General features: G+C 71.9%; 20 protein-coding genes. 8 read left to right on the top strand and 12 right to left on the bottom strand.

What is annotated here, in order from left to right:
* Positions 1 to 31: 31 nt before the first annotated feature.
* The 6 genes from ccsB to hemL all read right to left on the bottom strand — a co-directional run bounded on the left by ccsB (position 32) and on the right by hemL (position 6,945).
* Entirely contained in the window at positions 32 to 1,132 is a 1,101-nt protein-coding gene (gene ccsB / locus ACIF6F_RS13885) for a c-type cytochrome biogenesis protein CcsB (RefSeq protein ID WP_399945717.1), read from the bottom strand.
* Positions 1,129 to 2,892: a cytochrome c biogenesis protein ResB gene (locus ACIF6F_RS13880; protein WP_399945714.1), complete on the bottom strand. Its 1,764-nt coding sequence runs from the start codon at positions 2,890 to 2,892 to the stop codon at positions 1,129 to 1,131. The genes ccsB and ACIF6F_RS13880 overlap by 4 nt, the downstream gene beginning before the upstream one ends.
* A 1-nt stretch (position 2,893) precedes the next feature.
* Positions 2,894 to 3,514 carry a TlpA family protein disulfide reductase gene (locus ACIF6F_RS13875; RefSeq protein WP_399945712.1) on the bottom strand — a complete coding sequence of 207 codons (621 nt, stop codon included), beginning with the start codon at positions 3,512 to 3,514 and terminating at the stop codon, positions 2,894 to 2,896.
* Positions 3,515 to 3,585: 71 nt separating this feature from the next.
* The gene (locus tag ACIF6F_RS13870; RefSeq protein ID WP_399945709.1) at positions 3,586 to 4,815 is read right to left on the bottom strand and encodes a hypothetical protein; all 1,230 of its coding nucleotides are present in this window, start codon (positions 4,813 to 4,815) and stop codon (positions 3,586 to 3,588) included.
* Positions 4,816 to 4,952: 137 nt separating this feature from the next.
* Positions 4,953 to 5,633 (bottom strand): histidine phosphatase family protein, encoded by a 681-nt coding sequence (locus ACIF6F_RS13865; protein ID WP_399945706.1) that lies wholly within the window; start codon positions 5,631 to 5,633, stop codon positions 4,953 to 4,955.
* Positions 5,623 to 6,945: a glutamate-1-semialdehyde 2,1-aminomutase gene (gene hemL, locus ACIF6F_RS13860; protein WP_399945703.1), complete on the bottom strand. Its 1,323-nt coding sequence runs from the start codon at positions 6,943 to 6,945 to the stop codon at positions 5,623 to 5,625. The genes ACIF6F_RS13865 and hemL overlap by 11 nt, the downstream gene beginning before the upstream one ends.
* Before the next feature lie 139 nt (positions 6,946 to 7,084).
* Between hemL and ACIF6F_RS13855 the strand changes: the two genes are divergently transcribed.
* Positions 7,085 to 7,708: a hypothetical protein gene (locus ACIF6F_RS13855; RefSeq protein ID WP_399945700.1), complete on the top strand. Its 624-nt coding sequence runs from the start codon at positions 7,085 to 7,087 to the stop codon at positions 7,706 to 7,708.
* Positions 7,709 to 7,788: 80 nt separating this feature from the next.
* On the top strand, positions 7,789 to 8,271 hold the full coding sequence (locus tag ACIF6F_RS13850) for a GNAT family N-acetyltransferase (protein ID WP_399945698.1): 483 nt from the start codon (positions 7,789 to 7,791) through the stop codon (positions 8,269 to 8,271).
* Positions 8,272 to 8,284: 13 nt separating this feature from the next.
* Here ACIF6F_RS13850 and ACIF6F_RS13845 read toward each other — a convergent pair whose 3' ends face one another.
* Together ACIF6F_RS13845 and ACIF6F_RS13840 are read right to left on the bottom strand one after the other, a co-directional pair.
* The gene (locus ACIF6F_RS13845) at positions 8,285 to 8,860 is read right to left on the bottom strand and encodes a TIGR03086 family metal-binding protein (RefSeq protein WP_399945695.1); all 576 of its coding nucleotides are present in this window, start codon (positions 8,858 to 8,860) and stop codon (positions 8,285 to 8,287) included.
* A gap of 30 nt (positions 8,861 to 8,890) precedes the next feature.
* Positions 8,891 to 9,175: a hypothetical protein gene (locus ACIF6F_RS13840; protein ID WP_399945692.1), complete on the bottom strand. Its 285-nt coding sequence runs from the start codon at positions 9,173 to 9,175 to the stop codon at positions 8,891 to 8,893.
* 84 nt (positions 9,176 to 9,259) lie between these two features.
* Here ACIF6F_RS13840 and ACIF6F_RS13835 point away from each other — a divergent pair, with 84 nt between their 5' ends.
* Complete coding sequence (locus tag ACIF6F_RS13835; RefSeq protein ID WP_399945689.1) at positions 9,260 to 9,808, top strand: GNAT family N-acetyltransferase; 549 nt, start codon at positions 9,260 to 9,262, stop codon at positions 9,806 to 9,808.
* A 75-nt stretch (positions 9,809 to 9,883) separates the two neighbouring features.
* On the opposite strand, the gene ACIF6F_RS13830 is transcribed toward ACIF6F_RS13835, so the two are convergent.
* Complete coding sequence (locus ACIF6F_RS13830; RefSeq protein WP_399945686.1) at positions 9,884 to 10,777, bottom strand: NADP-dependent oxidoreductase; 894 nt, start codon at positions 10,775 to 10,777, stop codon at positions 9,884 to 9,886.
* 131 nt (positions 10,778 to 10,908) lie between these two features.
* Here ACIF6F_RS13830 and ACIF6F_RS13825 point away from each other — a divergent pair, with 131 nt between their 5' ends.
* From ACIF6F_RS13825 to ACIF6F_RS13815, 3 genes are all read left to right on the top strand, one after another.
* A complete protein-coding gene (locus ACIF6F_RS13825) occupies positions 10,909 to 11,328 on the top strand; it encodes a winged helix-turn-helix transcriptional regulator (RefSeq protein WP_399945684.1) in 420 nt (139 codons plus the stop codon).
* A 41-nt stretch (positions 11,329 to 11,369) separates the two neighbouring features.
* Complete coding sequence (locus tag ACIF6F_RS13820; protein WP_399945681.1) at positions 11,370 to 12,104, top strand: Mut7-C RNAse domain-containing protein; 735 nt, start codon at positions 11,370 to 11,372, stop codon at positions 12,102 to 12,104.
* Positions 12,105 to 12,179: 75 nt separating this feature from the next.
* Entirely contained in the window at positions 12,180 to 13,670 is a 1,491-nt protein-coding gene (locus ACIF6F_RS13815) for an FAD-dependent monooxygenase (protein WP_399945678.1), read from the top strand.
* Positions 13,671 to 13,754: 84 nt separating this feature from the next.
* Here the strand turns inward: ACIF6F_RS13815 and ACIF6F_RS13810 are convergent, their stop codons facing one another.
* Positions 13,755 to 14,249, bottom strand: coding sequence for a hypothetical protein (locus ACIF6F_RS13810; protein WP_399945676.1), 495 nt, complete (start codon positions 14,247 to 14,249; stop codon positions 13,755 to 13,757).
* A gap of 159 nt (positions 14,250 to 14,408) precedes the next feature.
* On the opposite strand from ACIF6F_RS13810, the gene ACIF6F_RS13805 reads away from it, so the two are divergent.
* Positions 14,409 to 15,164: an SDR family NAD(P)-dependent oxidoreductase gene (locus ACIF6F_RS13805; protein WP_399945673.1), complete on the top strand. Its 756-nt coding sequence runs from the start codon at positions 14,409 to 14,411 to the stop codon at positions 15,162 to 15,164.
* A gap of 15 nt (positions 15,165 to 15,179) precedes the next feature.
* Here the strand turns inward: ACIF6F_RS13805 and ACIF6F_RS13800 are convergent, their stop codons facing one another.
* Complete coding sequence (locus ACIF6F_RS13800) at positions 15,180 to 15,857, bottom strand: polysaccharide deacetylase family protein (protein WP_399945670.1); 678 nt, start codon at positions 15,855 to 15,857, stop codon at positions 15,180 to 15,182.
* 219 nt (positions 15,858 to 16,076) lie between these two features.
* Here ACIF6F_RS13800 and ACIF6F_RS13795 point away from each other — a divergent pair, with 219 nt between their 5' ends.
* Complete coding sequence (locus ACIF6F_RS13795) at positions 16,077 to 16,910, top strand: LAGLIDADG family homing endonuclease (RefSeq protein WP_399945667.1); 834 nt, start codon at positions 16,077 to 16,079, stop codon at positions 16,908 to 16,910.
* A gap of 51 nt (positions 16,911 to 16,961) precedes the next feature.
* On the opposite strand, the gene ACIF6F_RS13790 is transcribed toward ACIF6F_RS13795, so the two are convergent.
* Entirely contained in the window at positions 16,962 to 18,158 is a 1,197-nt protein-coding gene (locus tag ACIF6F_RS13790; protein WP_399945664.1) for an RtcB family protein, read from the bottom strand.
* Between the last annotated feature and the right edge of the window lie 6 nt (positions 18,159 to 18,164).

Raw genomic sequence — 18,164 nt, 5'->3', positions numbered from 1 at the left:
ACCCCGGGGCGGTGCCCCGGGGTGCGGCGGCTCAGACGCCGGCGTACGAGTGCTTGCCGCTGAGCAGGATGTTCACGCCGTAGTAGTTCCAGATCCAGCAGGCGAAGGCGAAGAGCGCCAGGTAGGCGGCCTTGCGGCCCTTCCATCCTGCGGTCGCGCGGGCGTGCAGGTAGCAGGCGTACGCGACCCAGGTGACGAAGGACCAGACCTCCTTGGGGTCCCAGCCCCAGTAGCGGCCCCAGGCGTCGCCGGCCCAGATCGCGCCCGCGATGATCGTGAAGGTCCAGAGCGGGAAGACGGCCGCGTTGATGCGGTACGAGAACTTGTCGAGCGAGCCGGACGAGGGCAGCCGCTCCAGCACCGAGGTGGCGAACCTCCCCGGCTTGCCGCCCTGCTCCAGCTTCGCCTCGTACGAGTCGCGGAAGAGGTACAGCACGGTGCCGACGGCGCCGATGTAGAAGACCGCGCCGCAGATGATCGCGGTGGAGACGTGGATGTACAGCCAGTACGAGTGCAGGGCCGGGACCAGCTGGTCGCTGTCGGTGTAGAGCCAGGTGGTGGCGATGCCGAGGTCGAGCAGCACGGTGGTGACGAGCATCAGGCCCATCCACCGGACGTTCTTCTTGAGCGCGAGCAGGACCAGGTACGCGCCGACGGCCACCGTGGAGAAGGTGATCGAGAACTCGTACATGTTGCCCCAGGGGGCCCGCTGCACGGACAGCGCGCGGGCGACCACGCCGGCGGCCTCGACGAGGAAGCCGAGGGTGGTCAGGGAGACCGCGATCCGCCCGTACAGGTCGCCCTGCTCGGTGCCGCCGGCCGCGCCGGGGCCGTCGGGGACGTCACGGGTGCCGGAGGCGGCCCGGGTGACGACCTTGGGCTGTTCCAGGACGGCGGTGCCGCCGCCCTTGGTCTTCACCTGCACCGCGGGGGCGGCGCCCCGGGCGGCGGCGGTGCGCGCTGCGCCGCCGGTGAGGGCGGCCGCGGTGCGGCCGACCTTGCTGCGGCTGCCGAAGGTCCACTCGGCGATGTGGGCGAAGAAGGCGAGCGTGTAGACCGCCATCGACGAATAGATCAGCACGTTGCTGATGTGCGCCAGGTTCTCGTTGGCGGCGACTGCGAGCTGCGTCATCCGCGCTCTCCTTCGACGGGTGCTTCGGCAGGTTCTTCTGAAGGTGCCTCGGGGTCTTCCGGTGCCTCGGGGTCTTCCGGGGCCCCGGGCGCGGTGGGCGCCAGGCCGTTCAGCGTGAGGGCCAGCTCGGCCAGCTCCTCGGGGAGCTTCGCGGACTCGCTGCGGCCGAGGCCCGCCATCTCGACGACGGTGACGCCGTCGGGTCCGGCGACGGCCCGGACCCAGACCCGGCGCCGCTGGATGAAGAGGGAGCCGGCCAGGCCCAGGATCGCGGCGACGGCGCCCGCGAGGGCGAGGCCGCTGCCGGGCTGGTGGGTGACGGAGAAGGTGGCCCAGCGGCCGATGCCCTCGAACTTCACGGTGCCCGCGCCGTCCGGCAGGTTCATCGACTCGCCGGGCAGCATGCGGACGGCGAAGGGGTTGCCGTCCTTGTCCTTGAACTGCTTCATCTTGGACGTGTTCAGCTGGTACACGTTCTGCGGCAGGCCGGAGTCCACGCCGAGGCTGCCGTGGAAGCCGGTCAGCGCCAGGGCCGGGTAGTCCAGGCCCGGGTACTGGGAGAACATCGTGCCCTTGCCGGCGCCCGCGAAGGTGGGGACGAAGACGCCGGAGAAGCCGAGCTGCTCCTTCTTGCCGTCCTTGTCGCGGTAGCCGTCGGTGACCTTGACGGCGCCGGTGGAGGTGAGGTTGCCGTCCTGCGGCAGCATCGGGACGGCGTCCTTGAAGACGACCTTGCCCCGCGCGTCCGTCACCGAGATGACCGGGGCGTACCCGTGGCCGAGCAGGTAGATCTTCGAGCCGTCGATCTCCAGCGGCTTGTTGACCTGGATCTCGGCCTTCTTCGGGGCGCCGTCGGCGCCCTCGCTGTAGGTGACGTACGCCTTGAAGTCGCGCGGGGTGCCCTTCTGGGGGCCGGTGCGCTCGTACGTCGCGTCGAACTCGTCCAGGACGAAGCTGAACGGCGGCAGGCTGTCGGAGTCGAAGAGGCTGCCGGACTTGAAGTCGTCGTACTGGGTGAGCGTGTTCGAGAAGCCGCCGCCCTTGAGGACGAGCTTGCCGCCCTCGGAGAAGAACAGCCGGCCCCAGGCGAAGGCGACCAGCATCACGATCAGCGCGATGTGGAAGGCGAGGTTGCCGGCCTCGCGCAGGTAGCCCTTCTCGGCGGCGACCGCGGTGCCGAGGGTGTGGGCCCGGAAGCGGCGCTGCCTCAGGACGGTGCCGGCCGCGTCGAGCACGTCCTCGGGAGAGGCCTCGGTGCGCCAGGTGGTGTAGGCGGGCAGCCGGTTCAGGCGCTTGGGGGCGCCCGGCGGACGGCCGCGGAGCTGGCCGACGAACTGCCAGGTGCGCGGGACGATGCAGCCGATCAGGGAGACGAAGAGCAGGATGTAGATCGCGGAGAACCACACCGAGCTGTAGACGTCGAAGAGCTGGAGCTTCTCGTAGACCGGCGTCAGCTTGGGGTGCTCGTCCTTCCAGGCGGCGACCTTCAGCAGGTCGACGCTGTTCTGGGGGACGAGGGAGCCCGGGATGGCGCCCAGGGAGAGCATGAAGAGCAGGATCAGGGCGACCCTCATGGAGGTCAGCTGCCGCCAGAACCAGCGGGCCCAGCCGATGACGCCGATGCCCGCGGGTGCGCCGGGGGCGTCCTCCAGGGGGGCGGTGGAGAGCTGGGACGCGGCGTCGCCGAGGCCGGCGTCGTCGGTGCCGGGGGCGGCGCCGCCGCCGGTGCCGGTGCCGGCCGTCTTGTCGGTCGTACTCATGTCACTTCTCCGCGAGCACGGGGTCGATCATCTTGCGGAGCTGCTCCTCGTTGACCGCGAGGAGGGAGCGGGCCGCGATCTTCCCGTCCTTGTCCAGGACGATCGTGGAGGGGATGGACTGCGGGTTGAGCGTGCCCTTGGGGAAGCGCAGGATCAGCTTGCCGATCGGGTCGTACAGGCTGGGGTAGGTGATGCCGAAGTTCTTCTCGAACTCGACGGCGGGCTGCTTGGAGGAGTCGCGGGTGTTGAGCCCGACGAACTCCACGCCCTTGCCCTGGAGCTCCTTGGAGACCTTGGCGAAGTGCGGCGCCTCGGCCCGGCAGGGCGGGCACCAGGAGCCCCAGACGTTCAGCACGACGACCTTCCCCTTGAGGGAGGAGACGTCGAGCCGGTCCCCGGCGACGGTCTCGCCGTCGAGCTTGGGGGCGGGCTGGCGCTCGGCCCTGGCCACGGTCTGGATGCCGCCGCTGCCCTGCACGTAGTTGGTGCCGCCGGAACCGGAGGAGCCGCCGCTCCCGTCGCCGCAGGCCGTCAGGGTCAGGCCGCCGGCGAGGGTCACCGCGGTCAGCAGGAGTGCGCGGCCGCTGGTCGAGCGGCGTCGGGGGGCGCGGCTAAGGCTCATGTGAAAAGTTTCGCATGGGCGTTTTGTGGATCTTCCGCGCCCCCCGAGGGGGCGGGTGCCCAGAGGGGGCGTCAGGCCGTCTTCGTGTAGCCGGCCCATCCGCCGGCGGGGGCCTGACCAGGGCCGAGTCCCTGGAGCTTGGCGAGGACGGCCGGGGACTGGACGTCGAGCCAGTCGGTGAACTGCCGGAAGGACACGAGGCGTACGTCCTTTTTGTCCGCCATTGCCTTCAATGCCTCTTCCACGGCATCCATGTAGATGCCGCCGTTCCACTGCTCGAAGTGGTTGCCGATGAAGAGGGGCGCGCGGTTCGTCTCGTACGCGCGCCTGAAGCCGTTGACGTACGTGCCGGTGGCCTGGGTACGCCAGCCCGGGTAGTTGGCGGGGACGCCTCGGGTGGTGTTCTTCGACTGGTTGGCCAGGATGTTGTAGTCCATGGACAGCACCTCGAAGGAGTGCCCGGGGAACGGCAGAGCCTGCAGCGGCAGGTCCCATATGCCGCCCTTCTTCTTCGGCCAGACCTGGGTGCCGCCGGGCGAGGAGGCGTCGTAGCGCCAGCCCAGCTTCTCCGCGGTGGGCAGCAGGTTCTCCTGGCCCAGCAGGCAGGGCGTGCGGGCGCCGACCAGTTCCTTGCGGTAGTCGAAGGGCAGCGGCTCCAGGTCGGTGAATCCGGTGTTGGTCCGCCAGTTGGTGACGAAGGACACGGCCTGGTCTATTTCGCTCTGCCAGTCGGCGCCGGTCCAGCGGCCGACGGAGCCGGATCCGCCGCAGAAATGCCCGTTGAAGTGCGTGCCTATCTCGTGGCCGTCGAGCCAGGCCTGGCGGACGTTCCTGATGGTCTCGCGGACGTGGTCGTCGGTGAGGTATCCGATGTCCGAGGCGCCGACCGGATTGTTCGGCGGCTTGTAGAGGCTCTTCCTGGACTCGGGCAGGAGATAGATGCCGGAGAGGAAGAAGGTCATGGCCGCGCCGTGGTCCTTGGCGACCTTCAGGAACCGCGGGAACAGGCCGTTGCCGACCTCTCCCGCGCCGTCCCAGCTGAACACCACGAACTGCGGCGGCGTCTCGCCCGGCTGCAGCGGCACCGGCTTCGGCGGCTGGTGGGGCTGGGGGCCGGTGTCCGCGGTCGAGCCGTCGCCTATCGGCTTCGCGGCCGGCTCGCTCGGCTTCGGCGACCGGTCCTTCAGGGGGCCGAGGTTGCCGGAGCCGGCCTTTCCACCGGAACTGCATCCCGCGACACCCATCGCGGCCGCAGCTCCAAGTCCCAGCCCCAGCGCACCCCGTCGACTGAATTCGCGCATGTCACCGTCCCCGTCCCTCAGCAAGCCCACAGCCAGTCCATATAAACGGACAATTAGCTAGAGCGGATGCCTCGACACGGTGGTTCCCGCGCGGCCCGTATTTATTTCGCCAAATCCGTGACGAACGGGCCCGGCCGTCAGGCGCCGAACGCCTTCGACTTCCCCTTCACCGGCTTGGCGCCGGCCAGCAGATGCGCCGGCACCAGGTCCCGGGCCGGCTCGCTGTACCCGACCGAGACCAGCCTGTCGCCCCGGTACGTGAAGGAGGTCAGCGACGCCAGCGTGCACTGACGGCGCCTCGGGTCGTGCCACAGCCGCCGCTTCTCCGCGAAGCTGCGCACGATCCAGATCGGCAGCTGGTGGCTGACCGCCACCGCCTCGTGCCCGCGCGCGGCGTCGCGTGCCGCCTCCAGGGCGCCCATCATCCGTACGACCTGCTCGATGTACGGCTCGCCCCAGGACGGCTTGAACGGGTTCGTCAGGTGCTTCCAGTTGCCCGGCTTCTTCAGCGCGCCGTCGCCGACGCCGAAGGTCTTGCCCTCGAAGACGTTGGCGGCCTCGATCAGCCGCTCGTCCGTCGCGAGGTCCAGCCCGTGGCTCTTCGCGATCGGCGCGGCCGTCTCCTGGGCCCGCTCCAGCGGGGAGGCGACCACGTACGTGACGTCGCGGCCCTCCAGGTGCTCCGCCACCCGGTCCGCCATCTGGCGGCCCAGCTCCGACAGGTGGTAGCCGCCGCGGCGGCCGTACAGCACGCCGTCCGGGTTGTGCACCTCGCCGTGGCGCATCAGGTGGACGACGGTGATCTCGTCACTGCTCATCGGTGGCCTCCGCGGCGGCACGGGCGGCAGCCGGCAGGGCCGCGGCGATCCGCTCCACGGCCTGCTCGTCGTGCGCCGTCGAGACGAACCAGGACTCGAAGGCCGACGGCGGCAGGTAGACGCCCTGCGCCAGCATCGAGTGGAAGAAGGCGGTGAAGCGGAAGGACTCCTGGCGCTTGGCCTCGTCGTAGTTCCGCACCTCGTCCGCGGTGAAGAACACCGAGAACATGTTGGAGGCGGTCTGCAGCCGGTGCGCCACGCCCTCCTTGGCCAGCGCGCCCGTCACCAGGTCCTGGATCTCCCGGGAGACCGCGTCCACCTTCGTGTACGCCGCCTCGTCGAGCAGCCGCAGCTGCGCCAGGCCCGCGGCCGTCGCGACCGGGTTCCCGGAGAGCGTGCCCGCCTGGTAGACCGGGCCCGCGGGAGCCAGGAACGCCATGACGTCGGCGCGGCCGCCGAAGGCCGCCGCGGGGAAGCCGCCGCCCATGACCTTGCCGAAGGTCATCAGGTCCGGACGGACCCCGTCGACCCCGTACCAGCCGGCTCGCGAGGTGCGGAAACCGGTCATGACCTCGTCGGAGATGTACAGCGCGCCGTTCTCTCGGCAGAGGTCCGCCAGGCCCTGGTTGAAGCCCGGGGCCGGGGTCACGACGCCCATGTTGCCGGGCGCGGCCTCGGTGATCACACAGGCGATCTCGCCGGGGTGGGCCGCGAAGGCCGCCCGCACGGCGTCCAGGTCGTTGTACGGCAGGACGATCGTGTCGCCCGCCTGCGCGCCGGTCACGCCCGGGGTGTCCGGCAGCGCGAAGGTGGCCAGACCCGAGCCGGCCGCGGCCAGCAGCGCGTCCACGTGGCCGTGGTAGCAGCCGGCGAACTTCACGACCTTGGCGCGGCCGGTGAAGCCGCGGGCCAGCCGGATCGCGGACATGGTCGCCTCGGTGCCCGAGGACACCAGGCGCACCTGCTCGACCGGCTCGATCCGGGCGACGATCTCCTCGGCCAGGGCGACCTCGCCCTCACCCGGCGTGCCGAAGGAGGTGCCGCGCGCGACGGCCTCCTGCACGGCCGCGATGACCTCGGGGTGGGCGTGCCCGAGGATCATGGGCCCCCAGGAGCACACGAGGTCGACGTACTCGCGCCCGTCGGCGTCGGTGAGGTACGGACCGGTACCGGACACCATGAACCGGGGCGTACCGCCCACTGCCTTGAAGGCACGGACGGGAGAGTTCACGCCGCCGGGGGTCACGACTGCCGCCCGGTCGAAAAGAGTCTGCGAAACTGGGGCCTGGTATGGGTAGCTCACATCAGCCATGGTGTCAGAGCCCCGGACCGTCTTGCGGACAGGTGTTTGCGCTTCGTGTTTCACCGTCGTGCCGTGGGGGAGGTCACTGCCATGATGATCAGGCTGCACGGTGGGGTCCGGGCGGCCGGTAGAGCAGTCGGGTGGAGATATGCAACGCGGTGGTGGACCGGGCGAGGGTACGGACGGCCTGGACCCCAAGCGCGCCCGTGAAGCCCGTGAAGCACGCCGCCGGGGCAGGCACCGACGCCACACCGCCGAGCAGTCCGACACCCCCGAGGTGTCGCTGCCGGGCCCGGAGGGCCCCGATTCCGGCACCACGATCGGGGGCCGCGGCATGGGCGTGACCTACAAGTACTTCGGCGCGCCGGACGGGGCCACGGCCGCGCGCGTGCCCATGACGATGCGGCCCGAGGAGCTCGGCGGGGACGAGCTCGGCATGGGCGGCATGTTCACCAAGATCAAGCCGGAGACCGTCGCCGCGATGGTCCTCACCGGCATCGAGGGCATACCCCTGCACAAGGTGCCCCCGCTGGAGCTGGTCGTGCTCCACCCCGACTACGCCGTGGTCAAGCTCCCGATGACCGTCGTCGACCCGCTGCGGGACATCGGCGAGGAGTCGGTGGGCGCCGCCGCCTTCATCTGGTCCACCGTCCCGGACCGCGGGGGCCCGAGCGACGCCTTCAACGTCTACCAGCTGCTCCACGAGTGGCAGGACTTCTCCCACCGCCTGCACGAGGCCGGCCACCAGCCGTACTGCCTGGTCTGGCCGTAGGCCGGCCCACCCGGAGACCTCTCCCGCCGTGGGCGCCCGCTGACCGGAGGAGTGTCGGTGGCCGCCCCTACGCTGGCGGCATGGCCGACGACATCATCCTGCGCGAGGTCCGCGACAGCGACCTGCCGCCGCTCTACACCGACTACCTCGACCCGGAGTCGAACCGCATGGCGGCCTTCACGCGCGCCGAGCCGGCCGACTGGGAGGCCTACCGGGCCCGCGCGGAGCGGCTGCGGGCCGACCCGGGGGTCCTGATGTACACGATCACCGACGGGGACGGCACGCTGCTCGGGCAGGCCGGGGTCTTCGGGCCGCCGGAGGAGCGCTCGGTGACCTACCGCGTGCTGCGCGAGCACTGGGGCAGGGGGGTGGCCACGGCGGCGCTGCGGCGGCTGCTGGAGCTGGTGCCGGAGCGGCCGCTGCACGCACGGGCCGCGTGCGACAACTCCGGCTCGGTGCGGGTCCTGGAGAAGTGCGGGTTCGTCGTGACCGGCACCGAGCGGAACTGGGCACACGGGCGGGGCGCGGAGACGGACGAGTTCCTGCTGGTGCTGGAGGCGTAGGCGGGGCCCGGGCTCAGGCCCAGTGGGGGTCGCGGCCGGTGGCGGCGAGCAGCCGCTCGAAGCGGTCGTCCTCGGGCAGGGGCTCGACGGGCTCGTCGAACATCCCGGCGTCGCGGGCGGCCGGCGCCATGTCGCCGATCACCCCGGCGAGTTCGTCCACGGCGTCCGGGTCCGGGCTGAACTCCTGGCCGGTGGCGCGGGCCAGGTCCCAGGCGTGCACCGTCATGTCGAGCAGCACCATGCGGCCGACCACGCGGGCCGGCTGGTTCGCGTGACCGGTGGTGCCGTCCTCGGCGCCGGGCGCGGACCAGGCGGCGACCAGCCGGTCGGCCTCGTCGGCGAAGCGCTCGCGCCAGTCGCCGGTGCCGAGGTAGTCGGGCTTCTCGGCGAAGGCACTGGGCCGCTTCCGGGCCAGCTCGGTGAAGTTGACGACCACGTCGAAGAAGTGGTTCAGCAGCTCGCCCACGTCGTACCCGGAGCAGGGCGTGGCCCCGCCGAGCTGCCGCTCGTCCACGCCCCGTACGACGGGCACGGCCCGCGCGGCCGCCGCCCCGAGCAGGGATCCGATGCTGTGCCGGTTGTCGCTCATGCCGGAACCGTAGGCTCCGGCGCGGGCGGCTCAGCCGCGCGCGGCGCGTCGGCGGCGCGTCCGGCGGACGGCCAGGACGGACAGGGCGGTCAGGGCGCCGAGGACCTGGGTGACGGCGGCGGCCAGTTCCCAGGCGTCCCGGGCCGCGGCGCTCGCGCCGAGTGCCCGGGGCAGGTGCTTGGCCAGTTCGGTGCCGAACACCAGAACACCGGCGGCGGCCGCCAGCCGCTCCTTGACGTTCCGGGGGCGTGCGAACAGCACGAGCGCCCCCACGAACGCCGCCCCGCTCACCCCGGCCAGCACCCACTGGTACATCCGCCCCGCACCTCCCGCCCCGACGGTCGGCAGAGCGTAGCCCGGGACCGCACGCCTGTCAGTGACGGACCTTACGGTGGCCCGATGGACACACCGCTGCGACTGGAGCCCTGGGCCGAAGGCGACTTCCGGCTGCTGGAGCGGAAGAACGAACCGGCCATGACCGAGCACCTCGGCGGCCCGGAGACGGCGGCCAAGCTCGCCGACCGGCACCGCAGGTACCTCGCGATGAGCGCCGCCGCCCCGGAGGCCGGGCGGATGTTCACCGTGCGGGTGGCGGAGTCGGGCGAGACGGTCGGCTCGATCGGCTTCTGGCCGCGCGAGTGGCAGGGCGAGGAGGTGTACGAGACCGGCTGGGGCATCCTTCCCGAGCACCAGGGCCGGGGCCTCGCCGTGGCCGCCGCCAGGGCCCTGATCGCGCATGCGCGGGCCCACGGCGACCGCCGCCACCTGCACGCCTTCCCCGGCGCCGACCACCCTGCGTCCAACGCCGTCTGCCGCAAGGCCGGGTTCACGCTGATGGGCACCACGGACTTCGAGTACCCGCCGGGCCACTGGCACCCGAGCAACGACTGGCGGTACGACCTGCTGGAGGGCCGGCCGTCCGTTCCGGATCAGGCCGGCCTCGCCTGATCCGGAAGACACGGCCCGGGACGGGGCGCGGATCCCGCACCCGCGCCCCGTCCCCGCACCCCGGCCCCGGGGCCACTACGGGACCAGCACCAGCCGCCCCCGCACCCCGCCCTTGGACTGCTCGGCGTGCGCCTCGGCGGCCGCGTCGAGCGGGTACGTACGGGCCACCCGCAGGTCCAGCGCCCCGGCATCCACCAGTGCGGCCAGCTCCGCGAGGTGGGCGCCGTCCGCGGCGACCTCCTGCTCCTCCACCCGGATCCCGCGCACCGCGGCCGGGGCGGCCCCGGGGTGGACGCCCACGTAGACGCCCCCGTCCTTCACGTACCCGAGCGCCCGCTCCCCCAGCACCGCCGTGTCCAGCACCCCGTCCACCGGGGCCGGCTCGCCGTCGCGCGGCACGAAGTGCGCCGCGCCCAGCGACCGTACGAGTTCCTCGTCCCCGGCACCGGCCAGCGCCGTCACCACCAGACCCGCCCGCGCGGCCAGTTGCACCGCCAGCCCGCCGACCACCCCGGCCGCGCCGGTGACCAGCACCGAGGACCCGGCCGGCAGCCCCAGCTGCGCCACGGCCCGGGCCGCCGTCAGGCCGCTCAGCGGCAGTACCGCGGCCCGTACGTCGTCCACGCTCGCCGGGGCGGCCGCCACCGCGCCGGCGTCCAGCACCACGTACTCGGCGTGCGCGCCCAGCGGCTTCACCGCCCCGTAGTGCAGGCCGACCACGCGGTCGCCGGCGGCGAAGCCGGTCACCTCCGCACCGACCGCGTCGACCTCGCCCGCCACGTCCCAGCCGAAGCCGACCGGCTGCCCGGCGCCGCCGAAGATCCCGGCCCGCACGGCGGTGTCGACCGGGTTCACGGCCGTGGCCGTCACCCGCACCCGCAGCTGGCCCGCCGCCGGCTCCGGCACCGCGGTCTCCACGACCTCCAGGACCTCGGGACCGCCGAAACCGTTCACGATGACCGCTCGCATGACTCTCCCTCTTCCTTCGCGCTGGTTCGCGTTTCGTTTCGCTCTTTCCTCTGCGCACTAACGTATGGAGAGGTACTCTCTTTTGGTAAGTACGCACTTCAAGGTGCGTACCCCACCCGGAGGTAGGAGCCATGGCCACGCAGACCGCCACCGCCCGCCGCGAGGCGGCCCGCCACGCCTACGACGCCTTCCTCAAGGAGTGCCCGACCAGCCGGCTCCTGGCCCGCATCAGCGACAAGTGGGTCAGCCTGATCGTCAGCGCCCTCGCCGCCACCGGACCCATGCGCTACAGCGACCTCGGCCGCACCATCCCAGGCGTCAGCCAGAAGATGCTCACCCAGACCCTCCGCTCCCTGGAGCGCGACGGCCTCGTCTCCCGCACCGTCACCGCCTCCGTACCGGTGCGCGTGGACTACGAGTTGACCCCCCTCGGCGGCAACCTGGCCTGCCTGCTCAGCGCCGTGAAGGACTGGGCGGAGAACCACATCGAGGAGGTCCTCGCCTCCCGCGAGACCTACGACGCCGCCGCGCAGGCCGCAGGCACCGCGTAAATCCCTCGGCCGCCCCCCGCCCCCGGTGGCATGCTGGGCCCGTGAACGGTCCGGAGATCCACCTCACCCTCGCGCCCGAGCTGCACCTCTTCGCCGCGCCCGAACGCCGCGCCGCCCGCACGAGGACCGTCACCGACGGCTCCTCCAGCCTGGGCCACGTCGTCGAGTCCGCGGGCGTCCCGCTCACCGAGGTCGGCCGCCTCCTCGTCGACGGCCACGAGGTCCCCGCCTCCCACGTGCCCCGCGCCGGCGAATCCGTCGAGGTCCAGGGCGTCACCCGCCCCCAGCAGGTGCCCGGCGCCCCCCTCCGCTTCCTCCTCGACGTCCACCTCGGCACGCTGGCACGCCGGCTGAGGCTGCTGGGCGTCGACGCCGCGTACGAGAACGAGGACATCGGCGACCCCGCGCTCGCCGCCCGCTCCGCCGCCGAACGCCGCGTCCTGCTCTCCCGCGACCGCGGCCTGCTGCGCCGCCGCGAGATCTGGGCCGGCGCGTACGTCTACAGCGACCGCCCCGACGAGCAACTCCGCGACGTCCTCGGCCGGTTCGCCCCCGCCCTCGCCCCGTGGACCCGCTGCACCGCCTGCAACGGCCCGCTGCACGAGGCCGACAAGGACTCCGTCGGCGACCGCCTCGAACACGGCACGCACCGCACCTACGACGTCTTCGCCCAGTGCTCCGACTGCGAACGCGTCTACTGGCGGGGCGCCCACCACGCCCGGCTGGAGCGCATCGTCACCGACGCCCTCGACGAATTCGGAGACCGGGCCGCCTGAACCACCCGCGGCTGGGCAGGGATCCCCGGGTACGCGCGACCAGACCGCACGTCGACCAGGGGAGGACCACGTCCCATGACCACCGCACCCGACGGAACCGCGGCGGACCCCGGCACCACCGCCGGGACCGCCACCGACACCGACGTCCTGGTCGTCGGCGCCGGCCCCACCGGCCTCCTGCTGGCCGGCGACCTCGCCGCGGCCGGACTGCGCGTCACCCTCTCCGAGCGCCGCCCGCACCACGACCGCAACCTCACCCGGGCCTTCGGCGTCCACGCCCGCACCCTCGAACTCCTCGACGCCCGCGACCTCGCCGACGAACTCGTCAAAACCGGCCGGCAGGTCCGCCGCCTGGCCCTCTTCGGCCGCACCCCGCTCGAACTCGGCGGACTCCCCAGCCGCTTCCCCTACCTCCTCATCACCCCGCAGTACGAGGTCGAGCACCTGCTCCACCGCCGCGCACTGTCCACAGGTGTGGATTTCCGCGAGGGCACCGCCCTGCTCCGCCTCCGCCAGCGGCCCGACGCCGTCAGCGCCGACCTCCAGGGCCCCGACGGCACCCGCACCACCCTCACCGCCCGCTACCTGGTCGGCACCGACGGCGTGCGCAGCACCGTACGCCGCGAACTCGGCCTCCCCTTCCCCGGCGACTCCGTGATCCGGTCCATGGTCCTGGCCGACGTCCGCCTCGCCGAGGAACCCGCCTCCACCGTCACCGTCAACGGCACCGGCGACGCCTTCGCCTTCATCGCCCCCTTCGGCGACGGCTGGTACCGCGTCATGGGCTGGCTGCGGGAACACCAGGTCGCCGACACCGAACCCGTCGGCCTCGACGAGGTCAAGGAGATCGCCCGCGCCGCCCTCGGCACCGACTTCGGCATGCACGACGCACGCTGGCTCTCCCGCTTCCACAGCGACGAACGCCAGGTCCCCGCCTACCGCCAGGACCGCGTCTTCCTCGCCGGCGACGCCGCCCACGTCCACTCCCCCGCCGGCGGCCAGGGCATGAACACCGGCCTCCAGGACGCCGCCAACCTCTCCTGGAAGCTCGCCGCCGCCCTGCTCGGCACCACCCCCGACCCCGAGGCCCTGCTCGACAGCTACCACGCCGAACGCCACCCCGTCGGCCGCACCGTCCTGCGCAGCAGCGGCGCCATGATCCGCCTGGCCATGGCCCGCGGCCGGATCCGCAAAGCCGCCCGCGACCTCGCCGCCGCCGCCGTCAGCACCCTCCGGCCCGCCGTGGACCGGGCCACCGGCATGATCAGCGGCATCGGCATCGCGTACCCGCCGGCCCCCGGCGAGCAGCGCCCCTCGGGCCGCCGCGCCCCCGACCTCGTACTGGCCGAAGGCCGCCTGTACGAGCTGCTGCGCGACGGCGGCTTCGTCCTGATCACCCCGCCCGGCACCACCCTCGGCCCCGGCACCCCGGCCGTCCGGCACGCCCACTGGTCCGACGCACGGCGCGCCTGCGCCCTGATCAGGCCCGACGGCCACATCGCCTGGGCCGAACGCGAACCGGACCCGGCGACGGTCCGCACGGCCCTCGGCCGCTGGCTGCGCTAGCCACACGCGGGCCCGGCAGCCGGGCACGGGGCCCGGAACCCACCGGACCCCGCGCCCCGGGCACCAGCCGGCCGGCCGACCGCCTCAGAAGACGTACGAGTCCCCCGTGTCCAGCGCCAGGACCGCATGCTCGTTGTTCTTGAGGTCGGAGTCGACCGCACCCCCGTTCCACCAGGTGTCGATCCGCACCACCGCCTCCGCCGGGCGCTCCTTCAGCACCAGCGCCACCTCGATCCGCCGGCCCTTGCCGCTCACCGGCAGCGCTCCCGTCTCGCACACCAGCACCCGTTCGCCGGCCCGCGCACACCCCGCCGCGAGCTGCTGCGCGTCCGCCAGCGGCACCGACAGCCGCAGCCGCACCGTCGCGTTCACCAGCGCCGCCGGCCCGTGGTTCTCCGGCAGCAGCGAAATCCCCAGCAGCCCCGCCGCCAGGGACACCTGCCCGTGGTACGCGACGTCCGCCTCCGCCGGTGCCGCGGCCACCGGCACCGCCCGGGCCGGACCCGCCACCGCCCCGAGCACCATCACCGCGGCCGCGACCCGCGCGCCGCCCACTGCCACCATTCGCCCTGTGCGCATGCACCGCACGGTAGGAACGCGGAAGATCGGCTCATCGGATCACCACCCGATCGTGGTCGCGCCGCTCCCCCATCCAGGCGCGCCTATGCTGGCCCCGACCGGCAGGTAATCGACCACCTGCGCGATCCGCCCGCACCACCCCTGGAACGAGGAGCGTCCATGAGCACCCGCACGGCCGTCATCACCGGAGCCAGCAGCGGAATCGGCGCCGCCACCGCCCGGCAGCTCGCCGCCGCCGGGTACCACGTGGTCCTCACCGCCCGCCGCGCCGACCGCATCGAGGCCCTCGCCAAGGAGCTCACCGCCGCCGGCCACCAGGCCACCGCACACGCCCTCGACGTCACCGACCGCGCCGCCGTGGACGCCTTCGCCGCCTCCCTCCAGCGCTGCGACGTCCTGGTCAACAACGCGGGCGGAGCACTCGGCGCCGACCCCGTCGCCACCGGCGACCCGGCCGACTGGCGCACGATGTACGAGGTCAACGTCATCGGCACCCTCCACGTGACCCAGGCCCTGCTGCCCGCCCTCGTCGCGAGCGGCGACGGCACGGTCGTGGTCCTCTCCTCCACCGCCGGCCACGCCACCTACGAGGGCGGCGCCGGCTACGTCGCGGCCAAGAACGGCGCCCGCGTCCTCGCCGAAACGCTCCGCCTGGAGATCGTCGGCCAGCCCGTCCGCGTCATCGAGATCGCCCCCGGCATGGTCAAGACCGACGAGTTCGCGACCACCCGATTCCGCGGCGACACCGAGAAGGCCGCCAAGGTCTACGCGGGAGTGGCGGAGCCGCTCACGGCCGACGACGTCGCCGACACGATCACCTGGGCCGTCACCCGCCCCTCCCACGTCAACATCGACCTCCTGGTGGTCCGCCCCCGCGCCCAGGCCTCGAACACCAAGGTCCACCGGGAGCTGTAGGCAGGCGCCCCGGGATCAGGGCACCAGCCCGGCGTCCTTCAGCGCCGGCATGAGGGCCGCGGGTTTCAGCCCCGCGGCCCTCGCCGCGTCCAGGGCCCGCTGCAGATCCGCCGCCAGCGTGGGCGTGAAGTGCAGCAGCACGATGTCCCCGGCCTCCAGCGCGGGCACCGGCGGCGGCACGTCGCCCCAGGTCGTGAAGTCGTGCGTCCACGTCACCAGGGCCTTCACCCCGCAGGCCTTCGCGGCCAGCCGCACGTCGTCGTCGTACGCCCCGTACGGCGGCCGCAGCAGCTTCGGCTCCCGCCCGAACACCGCCTGCAACTGCTCCCCGGCCCCGCACACCTCGGCGTCCTTGCCGGCCGCGTCGAGCGTGGTCAGGTCGGGGTGGTTCACGGTGTGGTTCTCCACCTTCACCCGCCCCTGCTCGACGAGCCCGGTGAAGTACGCGGTGTCGTACGACGTCGCCCCCGGCAGCAGGAACAGCGAGGCCGGCACCCGCTTCTCGACCAGCGTCCGCGCCACCGCCGGATCGTGGTACCAGCCGTCGTCGACGGTGATGAACACGACCTTCTCGGCCGTGGGCACCCGGGACACCACGGGCGGCAGCCCGGTCCCCGCGACCGCGGAACCACCCACCCCCACGGCCATCACACCGGCCGCCAACAACCCCACCAGAGCACGAGTTCTCCACATGCCGCACACCCTGGTCTAGACCAACAACTCCGGTCAACCCCTGCCGAGTTGACCGGCAAATGAGGAACAGGCGATTCCGCCACCCGTTCGAGCGAAGCGCACACGAACGACCCGAAAGACCTCCCGCCGCGACCTAATTTCAGCCTCAGCAAAACGGCCCCCGACCGGGACTCCCATCCCGGCCGAGGGCCTCACCGACGAAGGAAACGAGACTTCCTCATGGCTGAACAGGACCCTAGCGCCACGCCGCGCTTCATGGACCTCCAAGACCCGCGCTACGCCTACATGTTCGGCTTCATCCAGGCCGACGGACACCTCTCCGCCCAGTCCCGCCAACGCGGCAGTCTCACCGTCGAGGTGAGCGTCCGCGACATCGAGCTCCTGGAGGAGTTCCAGGGGCTGACCCCCTACCCCAGCTCCATCACCAAGCGTGTGCGCAGCACGAATTTCGCGACAGAGCACCATTCCGCCAAGTGGTCCCTGCACGCCCTGGAAGCCAGGACCACGCTGAACGAGCTCGGCGTTCCCTACGGCCGAAAATCCACGACGATCGCACCGCCACGGTGCAATTTCGCGCGCCGCGACTATCTGCGCGGCGTCATCGACGCCGACGGTTCCGTCGGCCACACAGGCCAGGGCTTCCCGTTCGTCTCACTGACCACTTCGAGTACGGCCATCAGCGCCTGCCTGTCCAGCTACGCACAGCAGGTCACCGGCGCCGAGCGCCTGACCAGGCGCAACTCGCGTGACGGCGTCTACAACATCCTCTACACCAAAGAGGCGGCGCAGCAATTGGCGGCGGACCTGTACTACCCGGGCTGTCTGTCACTCACCCGCAAGCGGACGGCGGCCGCCACGCTTTCGTCCTGGGTTCGACCGGCCACGATGAAGATGCAGGAAGCGCGCCGCCGCTGGACGGTGGCCGAGGATCGGCGCCTGCTGGAAGTCGCCGACCCCGCAATTGCCGCATCCGAGCTCGGCCGCTCCGAGTCCGCCTGCCGCCAGCGCTCCTGGCGCCTGCGCACCGGCGGCGGGCCCTGGCCGGCTGGATAGCCGACAGCGGAATGAGGGGGGTGCCGCGGTGCGGCACCCCCCTCATTCCGCTCAGCCCTTGACGCAGATGAACTGCTTCAGCTTCGCCACGACCTCGACCAGGTCGGTCTGCTGCCCGATGACCTGCTCGATCGACTTGTACGCGCCAGGGATTTCGTCCACCACGCCCGAGTCCTTGCGGCACTCGACACCGCGGGTCTGCTCCTCCAGGTCGCGCGTCGAGAACCGCTTCTTCGCCGCGTTGCGGCTCATCCTGCGGCCGGCGCCGTGCGACGCCGAGTTGAAGGACTTCTCGTTGCCGAGACCCTTCACGATGTACGAGCCCGTGCCCATCGAGCCAGGAATGATCCCGTACTCACCACTGCCGGCGCGGATTGCACCCTTGCGGGTGACCAGCAGGTCCATCCCGTCGTACCGCTCCTCCGCGACGTAGTTGTGGTGGCAGCTGATCTCCTGCCCGAAGGAGACCTTCGCCTTCCGGAACTCGCGGCGGACGACTTCCTTCAGCAGGCTCATCATGATCGCGCGGTTGTACTTCGCGTACTCCTGCGCCCAGAACAGGTCACTCCGGTAGGCGCCCATCTGCGGGGTCTGCGCGATGAACACCGCGAGGTCGCGGTCCACCAGGTTCTGGTTGTGCGGCAGCGACTGCGCGATGCCGATGTGATGGTCGGCCAGTTCCTTACCGATGTTCCGGGAACCCGAGTGCAACATGAGCCACACGTCCCCCGTCTCACTAGTTGAGAGTTCAACGAAGTGATTTCCGGAGCCGAGGGTTCCGATTTGCTTGCTCGCCCGCTCCCGCCGGAACTTCACCGAGTCCGCGACGCAGTCGAAGCGCTGCCAGAGGTCGTCCAGCCCCGCCGACCCCCCGAACCCGTACAGCCGGTCCGGGTCCACTGGGTCGCGGTGCATGCCCGCGCCCACCGGGATGGCCTGCTCGATCTTCGAGCGGAGGCGGGAGAGGTCTCCGGGGAGGTCGTTGGCCGTCAGCGAGGTCTTGACCGCCGACATGCCGCAGCCGATGTCCACGCCCACCGCCGCCGGGCAGACGGCGTCCTTCATCGCGATCACCGAGCCGACCGTCGCACCCTTGCCGAAGTGCACGTCGGGCATCACGGCCAGGCCCTTGATCCACGGCAGGGTCGCCGTGTTCTGGAGCTGACGCATCGCGACGTCCTCGACCGTCGCCGGATCCGTCCACATGCGGATGGGAACCTTCGCCCCCGGAACCTCTACATACGACATAACGTC

Source organism: Streptomyces sp. NPDC086023, from assembly GCF_044540325.1.
Taxonomy (GTDB): Bacteria; Actinomycetota; Actinomycetes; order Streptomycetales; family Streptomycetaceae; genus Streptomyces.
This window is presented reverse-complemented; position numbering and strand designations above follow the sequence as displayed.